We start from the raw sequence: 10,434 nt of genomic DNA, 5'->3' as shown, positions 1-10,434 counted from the left end.
GCGTGGGGAGGAACGTTCGGCCGCCGGAGGCCACTGCTAGCGGAGGAACGCTGCTGGGACTCCCGCGTCCACGGGTATGTGGAGGCCCGTGGTGTGGGAGAGGTCGCCCGCCGTCAGGGCGTACACCGCGTTGGCCACGTGTTCTGGGAGTACCTCCCGCTTCAGGAGGGTGCGTTGGGCGTAGAACTCGCCGAGGTTCTCCTCCGGGACGCCGTAGACGGCGGCCCGCTTCGCGCCCCAGCCGCCCGCGAAGATTCCTGAGCCGCGGACCACGCCGTCCGGGTTGATGCCGTTCACCCGGATGCCGTCGGAGCCCAACTCGGCTGCGAGGAGGCGTACTTGGTGGGCCTGGTCGGCCTTTGTCGCGGAGTACGCGATGTTGTTGGGGCCCGCGAACACCGCGTTCTTCGAGGCGATGTAGATGATGTCGCCGCCCAGGTTCTGGTTCCTCATGATGCGGGCCGCCTCGCGGGAGACCAGGAACGAACCGCGGGCCATGATGTCGTGCTGAAGGTCCCAGTCCTGGGTCGTTGTCTCCAGGAGGGGCTTGGAGATGGAGATGCCCGCGTTGTTGACCACCAGGTCGACTCCGCCGAATGCGAGCACGGCGGACTGGAAGGCTTTCGCGATCTGGGCCTCGGATGTCACGTCGGTCGTGACGGCGACCGCCTTGTCGGGGCCGCCCAACTCTGCTGCCACGCGCGCCGCGTTGGCCGCATCGAGGTCGGCCACCACCACGCAGGCGCCCTCCGCCACCAGGCGGCGCGCGATCGCCTTGCCGATGCCGCTGCCCGCACCTGTCACCAGGGCCACGCGCGTCGCTAGGGGCTTGGGCTTCGGGAGGCGTTGGAGTTTGGCCTCCTCCAGGGGCCAGTACTCGATGCGGAATTTCTCCGACTCGGTGATGGGGGCGTATTCCGATACCGCCTCGGCGCCGCGCATCACGTTGATCGCGTTGATGTAGAACTCGGACGCCACGCGGGCCGTCTGCTTGTCCTTGCCGAAGCTGAACATGCCGACGCCGGGGACGAGGACGATCGCCGGGTCCGCGCCGCGCATGGCGGGGGAGTCCGGGGCGGCGTGCCGTGCGTAGTAGGCGGCGTACTCCTCGCGGTAGGCCGTGTGCAGTTGGTCGAGGCGGGTGACCGTCTCGTCCAGCGGGGCGGTCGGTGGGAGGTCCAGGACCAGGGGCCTGATCTTGGTGCGGAGGAAGTGGTCGGGGCAGGAGGTGCCGAGGGCCGCGAGGCGGGGGTGCTCTGTGCTCGCCAGGAAGTCGAGGACCACGTCAGAGTCTGTGAAGTGGCCTACCTGCGGCTGGTCCTGCGAGGTGAGCGAGCGGATGTGCGGGGCCAGTTCGGCCGCGCGGCGGTGGCGCTCGGGGGTGGGCAGTGGTGCGTACTCGGCGCGTGCGGGACCGAACGGGTCGGTCTTGCCCCGGTCGGCCAGGAACGCTTCCGCGGTGCGGATGATGCGCAGGGAGTTGCGCTCGCACTCTTCGGCGGAATCGCCCCAGGCCGTGATGCCGTGCCCGCCGAGCACGCAGCCGATGGCCTGAGGGTTGGACTTCTTCACCTCGGCGATGTCCAGGCCCAGTTGGAAGCCGGGGCGGCGCCAGGGGACCCAGGCCACCGTGTCGCCGAAGCATTCGGCGGTCAGCTTCTCGCCGTCCGCCGAGCAGGCCAGGGCGATGCCCGAATCGGGGTGCAGATGGTCCACGTGCGCCGCGTCCACCAGAGCGTGCATCGCCGTGTCGATGGACGGTGCCGCGCCGCCCTTGCCGTGCAGGCAGTAGTCGAAGGCCGCGACCATCTCGTCCTCGCGGTCCACACCCTCGTACACATCCTTGAGGGCGTGCAGCCGGTCCAGGCGCAGGACCGCGAGGCCCTTCTCGGTGAGCGTGCCGAGGTCGCCGCCCGAGCCCTTGACCCACATCAGTTCGGTCTCGGTGCCCGTCACCGGGTCAGCTGCCGTGCCCTTCGCCGACGCGTTGCCGCCCGCGTAATTGGTGTTGCGCGGGTCGGCGCCCAAGCGGTGCGCGCGGTCCAGGAGTTCCGTGATCACTTTGTGCTGCACCATGTCGCTCATGCCCCCCATCCGGCCTGCTCGCCGCCGACCCGGTCCTTGACGATCTGCTCCTGCCAGCCTGACCGGTGATATGCCTCGATGGGATCCGGGTCGAGCCCCGAGTCCTCCCTGACTTCTGCCAGTAGGGGTCGGACGTCGGTGTTGTACGCGTCCATCAGCGCCGCGTTGGCCGCGAGCACATCGCCGTTCCGCTGGGCCTCGGCCAGCACGTCCGCGTCCACGAGCAGGGCCTTGGCCGTGGCCTCCTGCACATTCATCACCGAGCGGATGATCGCCGGGATCTTCGCCTCGATGTTGTGGCACTGGTCGAGCATGAACGCGATGTCCCCGGCGAGGCCTCCGCCGCGGACCACCTCGTACATGATCCGGAAGAGCTGGAAGGGGTCCGCCGCGCCCGCCATCAGGTCGTCGTCCGCGTAGAAGCGCGAGTTGAAGTCGAATCCGCCCAAGCGGTCCTCGCGCAGCAGCGTCGCGACGATGAACTCGATATTGGTGCCGGGGGCGTGGTGGCCGGTGTCGACGACGACCTGAGCCTTCGGTCCGAGCTTGAGGCAGTGGGCGTACGCCGTGCCCCAGTCGGGGATGTCCGTCGCGTAGAAGGCCGGCTCGAACAGCTTGTACTCCACGAGCATGCGCTGGTCGTCGCCGAGCCGTTCGTACACGGTGCGGAGGGCCTCGGCCAGGCGGTCCTGGCGTGCGCGGATGTCGTCCTGGCCTGGATAGCTGGTGCCGTCGGAGAACCACAGCTTCAGGTCGCGGGAGCCCGTGGCGTCCATGATGTCCACGCACTCGAGGAGGTGGTCGAGCGCCTTGCGCCGGACTGCCGGGTCCGGGTTGGTGACCGATCCGAGTTTGTAGTCGTCGTCCTGGAAGACGTTGGCGTTGATCGCCCCCAACGTCAGGCCGCGCTCGGCGGCGTAGGCCGCCAGCGCCGCATAGTCGTCGACCTTGTCCCAGGGAATGTGCAGGGCCACGGTGGGGGCCACGCCGGTGTGGGCGTGCACCCGGGCGGCGTCGTCCAGTTTCTCCCGGGTCGTGCGGGGGACGCCTGGCTGCGCGAAGACCTTGAAGCGCGTGCCGGAGTTGCCGTACGCCCAGGACGGGGTCTCCAGGGCCTGGGTGGTGAGTGCCGCTTTCACGGCGTCCTTGCTGGTTCCGGCGGTCATCGCGCAGCCTTCCGAAATCGGTCGAGGTGGGTCAGTTGGAGAATCGGTGCGTGCCGGAGGCCGCGGCGAAGACGGCGCAGCCGTCCTCCATCCGCAGGAACTCCGCAGAGCCGTGGCTCACTTGGGCCGCCGTGTCGGCGGGCACCCACACCTCCGCCGTGGTGTTGGCGGGGAGGGTGAGCGTGAGACGGAATCCTTCGGAGTCGGTCTTCCAGTGGGTGGTCACCGGGCCGTAGAGCGCGTCGAAACGGCCCTCCGCCTCGGTCACGCCGCCGCCCGGGCGCGGGCGGACCAGGACCTTGCGGAATCCCGGATCGGCCGGTGCGATGCCCGTGATGTTCGCGTACATCCACTCGCCCACCGAGCCGTAGGCATAGTGGTTGAAGGAGTTCATCCCCGCGTCCTGGAAGCTGCCGTCCGGCTTGATGGAGTCCCAGCGCTCCCACATCGTGGTGGCGCCCTTGTCGATCTGGTAGCCCCAGCTCGGGAAGGAGCGCTGGACGAGGAGCCGGTAGGCGACGTCAGTGTGGCCGGTCGCGGTGAGCACGGGCAGCAGGCGCGGAGTGCCGAGGAAGCCCGTCGACAGGTGCCACTCCTTGGACTTGACGAGTTCCACCAGGCGGGCGGCCGCCGGTGCGCGGTCGGCTTCGGGCAGCAGGTCCATGGAGAGGGCCAGGACGTACGCCGTCTGCGTGTCGCCCTTCACCCGGCCGCCGCCGGTCACGTACGCCGCACGGAAGGCGTCCCGGACACTGCCGAACAGCTTCTTGTACGGTGCGGGATCCTTGCCCAGGGTCTCGGCCACCCGCGCGACCAGGTCGGCGCTGTGCGCGAAATAGGCCGTGCCGATGACGTCCTTGGGGGTCTCGTCCTGGATGTTGAGCCAGTCGCCGTAGCCCTCGGCGGGGCGCAGACAGCCGGTGCTGTGCTTCTCCAGGTAGTCGAGCCACTTCAGCATCGAGGACCAGGACTGCTCCAGGACGCGCTTGTCTCCGTAGGCCTGGTACAGCGCCCAGGGGACGGTCACACCGGCGTCGCCCCAGCCGGCCACGCCCTTGCCGACCGTGCCGATGAACGGGGCCACATCAGGGAAGGCGCCGTCGTCGGGCTGCCCGTCGCGCAGGTCGTCGAGCCACTTGGCGAGGAAGCGCGCCGACTCCATCGTGTACGCGGCGGTCGGAGCGAAGACGTTGATGTCGCCGGTCCAGCCGAGCCGCTCGTCGCGGGCGGGGGTGTCGGTGGGGATGGAGAGGAAGTTGCCGCGCTGGCCCCATGTGATGTTGCTGTGCAGCTGGTTGAGCATGGGGACGTTCGTCTTGAAGTCCATCGTGAACGGCGCCGACGTGTGGATCACGCGGCCCACCACCGCGTCGAGCGGTGGCTTGCCCGGGTAGCCCGTCACCTCCACGTAGCGGAAGCCGTGGAAGGTGAAGCGCGGCTCGTAGATCTCGTTGCCGTCGCCCTTGAGCGTGTAGGTGTCCGTGGCGCGCGCGGTCCGCAGATTGGTGGTGTAGATCGTGCCGTCGGGGTTGAGGACCTCCGCGTGGCGCAGCTGGACCTTCGTACCGGCCTTCCCGGAGACGCTGAGGCGGACCGCGCCGACCATGTTCTGACCGAGGTCGAAGACGAACATGCCGGGCTTCGGTTCGCTCACCTTCCGGGCGGCTATTTCGCTCTCCACGCGCGCGTGCCCGTCGATCTGTGCCACGACCGCGGCCTTGACCTTTTCTACGGCGTCGGCCGTGACCCAGTCCGAGTCGTCGAAGCCCGCGCGCGTCCAGCCCGCGGTCTCCAGGCGGGCGTCGTAGTCCTCGCCCGACAAGAGGTCTGCGGCGGTCACCGGGCCCGTGGCGGCGCGCCAGTCGGTCCCCGACAGGACCCGGTCGGTCGAGCCGTCGGTGTACGCGACCTCCAACTGGGCCAGGAACGCGGGTCGTTCGCCGTACTGATGCGGGCCGAACATGCCGACGTTCCCCGCGTACCAGCCGACCGCGACCGTCACGCCGAGCGCGTTGGCGCCGGACCTGAGCTGCCTGGTCACGTCGTACGTCTGGTACTGGACCCGCTTGTTGTAGTCGGTCCAGCCGGGCGCCAGGCGGTCGTCGCCGACGCGCTCACCGTTCAGCCAGGCGTCGTAGAGGCCGAGGGCCGTGGAGTACAGCCGCGCCCGCGCGACGGTCTTGCCCGAGGGGAGACGGAACTCGTGGCGCAGCTGGGCGGCGGGGGAGTGGCTGGGGGCGACCTTCCCCCAAGGGCCCGAACCCCACGCCGCGAGGACCTTCGCCGCCGGCCAGGAGCCGTCGTCGAAGCCGGGGGACCGCCAGTCGCCCGATGGCTCCTTGTCGGTGGTCTTCCAGGTGTCGTCGGCGGTGACGAAGCGCACGCCGTCGGCGGTCGTCAGCTCGAGCACGCCGAGCAGACCGGCGGGCCCGGCCGTGGCGTTGGTGGCGGAGACGGCGATGACCGCGGCGCCGGTCTTGAGATGGGCGGTCACGTCGACGAGCGCCGGGCGGCGCCAGTTGTCGGCGGCGCTGTCCGCCTCGGCGTGCGCCACGCGCGTGCCGTTGACGTACGCCGTGTAGCCGTCGTCGGCGGTCATGACGAGCCGCGCGCGGGTGACCCCTTCGGGGATGTCGACCCGGCCGCGGAACCAGCGGGTGGCCGCCGGCGCGCTGCTTGCGGGATCGCCCTCGGGGAACCAGATCCACGACGCGTCGTCCAGGGCGGGTGCCCCGATGAGCGAGGCGGGCGCCCCGATCCACCGGGCCGACCAGTCCGACGCCGCGGAGAGCCCGGTCTCCCACCAGGAGGGCTCGCTCCAGTCGGAGGCCTTGCCCGCGGTGTCCCAGACCCGCACCGACCAGTGGTAGCGCGTACGGGCCTTGAGTTCGGGTCCCGCGTAGGGGACCAGGACCGAATCGCCCGACGCCACCTTGCCGCTGTCCCAGACATCGGGGTCGGCGAGGCGGCCGGGGGAGGTGGCCACACGCACCTGGTAGGCGCTCTGCGCCTGGCCCTCCTCCTCGGACGCCAGCGGCCAACTCAGCCTGGGGCGCGGCACATCGAGGCCGAGCGGGTGTCTCACGTACTCGACGGTGGGTCTGTTGACGCGTAGGGCCCGGCCCGCCGCGGAGGGGGCGGCGAGGGCCGTCGGAACGGCTCCGGCGGTCACCGCCGTTCCCAGGGCGGCCGTGGCGGTGGTGCTGAGCAGTCGTCTTCTGCTGATCACAACTCGACTCCGTAACGACTCGGCGATGAATCGTTTCATGCAAGGTGAAGCTAGGGAGGGCGCTGTGTCCTGTCAAGGGGTCTTGGGGGATCCGCCTGCGCCAGGTCGCGCCGCATCAGGATTTTCAAGTCGCGCCCATTGACGCCGTAGTTGGCGCGGGTTTAGCTTCCCTGAAAATTGATTGAAACCTTTCACGCCGGGTGTCCGGCGTGTGACTCCCGGCGTCCGTTTCCCGGCGCCCCTTTCCCGATGCCACATGCCCTTCGTGACCGATCGGTGCTACCTATGAGAGAGCCCCCCGTCCTGGCCGTGCAGGGCCTGAGCAAGTCCTTCGGGGCCGTGCGCGCCCTGCACGACGTCTCCTTGGAGCTGTACGCCGGTGAGGCGCACGCCCTCGCGGGCGAGAACGGCGCCGGGAAATCCACCCTCATCAAGACCCTCGCCGGGGTCCACCGGCCGGACGCGGGAGGGCTTTCGCTCGACGGCCGCCCGGTCGTCTTCCACGGCCCCGGCGACGCCCGGGACGCGGGCGTCGCCGTCATCTACCAGGAGCCGACACTCTTCCCCGACCTGTCCGTCGCGGAGAACATCTTCATGGGGCGCCAGCCCCGCCGTTCGCTCGGCCGCGTGGACCACAAGGCCGTGCACGCCGCGGCAGGCGCGCTCTTCAAGCGCCTTGCCGTGGACCTCGACCCCGAACAGCCCGCGCGCGGCCTGTCCATCGCCGACCAGCAGATCGTCGAGATCGCCAAGGCGCTCTCCTTCGACGCCCGGGTCCTGATCATGGACGAGCCGACCGCCGCGCTCACCGGCAGCGAGGTGGCCCGCCTCTTCGGCGTCGTCCGAGCCCTGCGCGAACAGGGCGCGGCGGTCCTGTTCATCTCGCACCGCATCGAGGAGATCTTCGAGCTGTGCCAGCGCGTCACCACGCTGCGGGACGGCGCGCTGATCGCCAGTGAGCCGCTCGAGGGCGTGACGGAGGACGATCTCGTACGCCGCATGGTGGGCCGCGACCTCGACGAGCTCTACCCGAAGCAGGACACGCGGGTGGGCGAAGTCGCCCTCAGCGTCCGCCGGCTGACCCGCGAGGGCGTCTTCACCGATGTGTCGTTCGACGTGCGGCGCGGCGAGATCGTCGGCCTCGCCGGGCTCGTCGGCGCCGGGCGCAGCGAGGTCGCGCGGGCCGTGTTCGGCGTCGACCGGTGGGACGCCGGGACCGTCGAGGTGCAGGGGCGGGCGCTGGTCAACGGCGCTCCCAGCACCGCCATGGCGGCCGGGCTCGCGCTCGTCCCCGAGGACCGGCGCGCCCAGGGCCTGGTGATGAACATGTCGATCGAGCGCAACATCGGCCTCACCGGACTGCGTACGACGGTGCGCGGGGGCCTCATGGACCGGGGCGCCGAGCGCAGCCGCTCGCTCGACTGGGCGGTGCGTCTTCAAGTGAAGTACGCGCGGATCGCCGACGCGGTCGGCACCCTGTCCGGCGGCAACCAGCAGAAGGTCGTCCTCGCCAAGTGGCTTGCCACCCGCCCCCAGGTGCTGATCGTCGACGAACCGACCCGCGGCATCGACGTCGGCACCAAGGCCGAAGTGCACCGTTTGCTTTCCGAACTCGCCGCCGACGGTGTCGCGGTCCTGATGATCTCCTCCGACCTGCCGGAGATCCTCGGCATGGCCGACCGGGTCCTCGTCATGCACGAAGGGCGGCTCACCGCCGAGATCCCGCGCGCGCGGGCGACGGAGGAGACCGTGATGGCGGCGGCCACCGGGAGGGCGGCATGAGCGTGACCACACAGAGCCCCGCACCCGCCGTGGACCCGGCGAAGGCCGCCGGGACCCGCCTGGTGGACCGCGTCTTCAAGATGCGCGAACTGGCCATCCTGCTGGTCTTCCTGGTGATGATCGGCATCACCCAGGCGGGCAACAGCGAGTTCCTGTCCGAACAGGGCATCAAGGACCTGCTCCTGAACGCGACCATCCTGGTCCTCGTCGCCACCGGTCAGGCCCTCGTCGTCATCACCCGCAACGTCGATCTGTCGGTCGGCTCCACGCTCGGGATCAGCGCCTTCGCCGCGGGCAACCACCTCCAGGGCGGCGGCGACTCGACCGTCGCGATCCTCCTAGCCGTCGCACTCGGCGTCGGCTGCGGCCTGCTCAACGGCGCGCTCGTCAGCCTCGGCCAGGTGCCCGCGCTCGTCGTGACGCTCGGCATGCTCTACGTCATCCGGGGCGTCGACTCGATCTGGGTCGGCTCCCGGCAGATCACCGCGGCCGACCTGCCCGGCGGATACGTCGACTTCGGCTCCGGCGGGATCTCGGCGGTGCCGTACCTCGCGCTGATCGCACTCGTCGTCCTGATCGGCGTCGCGTACTACCTGCGGCACTTCCGCGGCGGGCGCGAGCTCTACGCCCTGGGCTCCAACCCCGAGGCCGCCCGCCTCGCCGGCATCCCGGTGCGCAAGCGGATCCTCGCCGCCTACACCGCCTGCGGGGCGCTCGCCGGACTCGCGGGCGCGCTCTACCTGGCCCGCTTCGGCAACGTCGACTCGGCCACCGGCAACGGCTACGAACTCACGGTCGTCAGCGCCGTCGTGGTCGGCGGCGTCGTCTTCACCGGCGGCTCCGGCAGCGTCTACGGGGCGGCGCTCGGCGCCCTCCTGCTGACCTCCATCAACAGCGTGCTCCCCGCGCTCGGCGTCAGCTCCGTGTGGGTGCTCGCCATCAACGGCGTCCTGCTCGTCCTCGCCATCGCCGTCGACCGGATCGTCGCCCTGCGCGTCGGCAAGGCCCTGAAGACCAAGGCCCTGAAGACCAAGGCCCTGAAGACCAAGGCCTTGAAGAACAGGGCCGCATCGAACAGAAGGACTGGCCGCCATGGCTGACTTCAACCGGCTCACGCTCACGCGCGCCGTCCGCTGGGACACCGTTGTCGGCGCCCTCCTTGTCGTGCTCCTCCTGATGTCGTTCTCCTTTGTCGACGGTTTCGGGAACGCGCTCAACCTGTCGTTCCTCATCGGCAATACGCTGCCCATCGCCCTGATAGCGCTCCCGATGACGCTCCTCGTGGTCTCCGGAGAGATCGATCTTTCGGTGGCCTCAACGGCAGGGCTCTCCGGAGCGGTGATGGGCGCCCTGTGGAACGCGGGCATGGCCATTGAGACGATCATTCCGCTGGTCCTCGTCATCGGAGTCGTCTGCGGACTCGTCAACGGTCTTCTGGTGACCCGGCTCGGACTGCCCTCGCTCGCCGTCACCATCGGCACGATGGCCGCCTACCGGGGCATCGCGCAGATCGTGCTCGGCTCGGACGCCGTCACCGACTTCCCCGCGCAGTACCTGGACTTCGCGGCCGGACGCGTCGGCGACACCTTCCTGCCGTACGCCTTCCTGCCCTTCCTCGCGCTCCTCGCGACCGCCGTGGTCGTCCTGCACGCCACCCCCTTCGGGCGCTCGCTGTTCGCGATCGGCGCCAACGAGGAGGCCGCGCGGTTCGCGGGGGTGCGCGTCAAGCGGCACAAGCTGTGGCTGTTCGTCGCCACCGGATTCATGGCCGCCCTCACCGGCGTCTTCTGGGCGCTGCACTACGCGAGCGCCCGCTACGACAACGCCACCGGGCTCGAGCTCTCCGTCGTCGCCGCCGTGCTGCTCGGCGGCATCGACTTCGACGGCGGCAAGGGCACCCTCGGCGGCGCCATCGCCGGAGTCTTCCTGCTCGGCGCGCTGCAGAACGCGATGAGCCTGCTCAACGTCTCCGCGCAGTCGCAGATCGTCGTCACCGGCGTGCTGCTCGTGGTGTCCGTGCTCGGGCCGCGCGTGGCCCGGCAGATCGCCGTCGCCAGGGCGGGCCGCCGCGCCACCGCCCCGGCCCGCTGACCCCTCGTACCGTCGACAAGTCCGAAAGGGACCAACGATGCTCTCTCCCCGCCGAACTCCCCGCCGAACTCCCCTCCGAAC

The 10,434-nt window shown here is 70.1% G+C and carries 6 protein-coding genes; 3 read left to right on the top strand and 3 right to left on the bottom strand.

What is annotated here, in order from left to right; translation table 11 throughout:
• Window positions 1–36: 36 nt before the first annotated feature.
• From E2651_RS35755 to E2651_RS35745, 3 genes are read right to left on the bottom strand one after another with little or no spacing between them, the layout of a single operon-like run.
• A complete protein-coding gene (locus E2651_RS35755) occupies window positions 37–2,076 on the bottom strand; it encodes a bifunctional aldolase/short-chain dehydrogenase (RefSeq protein ID WP_135335427.1) in 2,040 nt (679 codons plus the stop codon).
• A gap of 5 nt (window positions 2,077–2,081) precedes the next feature.
• The gene (rhaI, locus tag E2651_RS35750; protein ID WP_135335426.1) at window positions 2,082–3,251 is read right to left on the bottom strand and encodes an L-rhamnose isomerase; all 1,170 of its coding nucleotides are present in this window, start codon (window positions 3,249–3,251) and stop codon (window positions 2,082–2,084) included.
• Between the two features lie 31 nt (window positions 3,252–3,282).
• Entirely contained in the window at window positions 3,283–6,480 is a 3,198-nt protein-coding gene (locus E2651_RS35745) for an alpha-L-rhamnosidase (RefSeq protein WP_135335425.1), read from the bottom strand.
• A gap of 285 nt (window positions 6,481–6,765) precedes the next feature.
• On the opposite strand from E2651_RS35745, the gene E2651_RS35740 reads away from it, so the two are divergent.
• The 3 genes from E2651_RS35740 to E2651_RS35730 are packed head-to-tail and all read left to right on the top strand — an operon-like array spanning window position 6,766 to window position 10,353.
• A complete protein-coding gene (locus E2651_RS35740) occupies window positions 6,766–8,262 on the top strand; it encodes a sugar ABC transporter ATP-binding protein (RefSeq protein WP_135335424.1) in 1,497 nt (498 codons plus the stop codon).
• Window positions 8,259–9,362: an ABC transporter permease gene (locus E2651_RS35735; RefSeq protein ID WP_167828997.1), complete on the top strand. Its 1,104-nt coding sequence runs from the start codon at window positions 8,259–8,261 to the stop codon at window positions 9,360–9,362. Before E2651_RS35740 ends, E2651_RS35735 begins: the two co-directional genes overlap by 4 nt.
• Window positions 9,355–10,353: an ABC transporter permease gene (locus E2651_RS35730; RefSeq protein ID WP_135335423.1), complete on the top strand. Its 999-nt coding sequence runs from the start codon at window positions 9,355–9,357 to the stop codon at window positions 10,351–10,353. The genes E2651_RS35735 and E2651_RS35730 overlap by 8 nt, the downstream gene beginning before the upstream one ends.
• Window positions 10,354–10,434 lie beyond the last annotated feature (81 nt).

This window comes from Streptomyces sp. MZ04, from assembly GCF_004684775.1.
Lineage (GTDB): Bacteria > Actinomycetota > Actinomycetes > Streptomycetales > Streptomycetaceae > Streptomyces.
The sequence above is the reverse complement of the archived record's forward strand: the minus strand, read 5'-3'. Positions and strand labels throughout refer to the sequence as shown.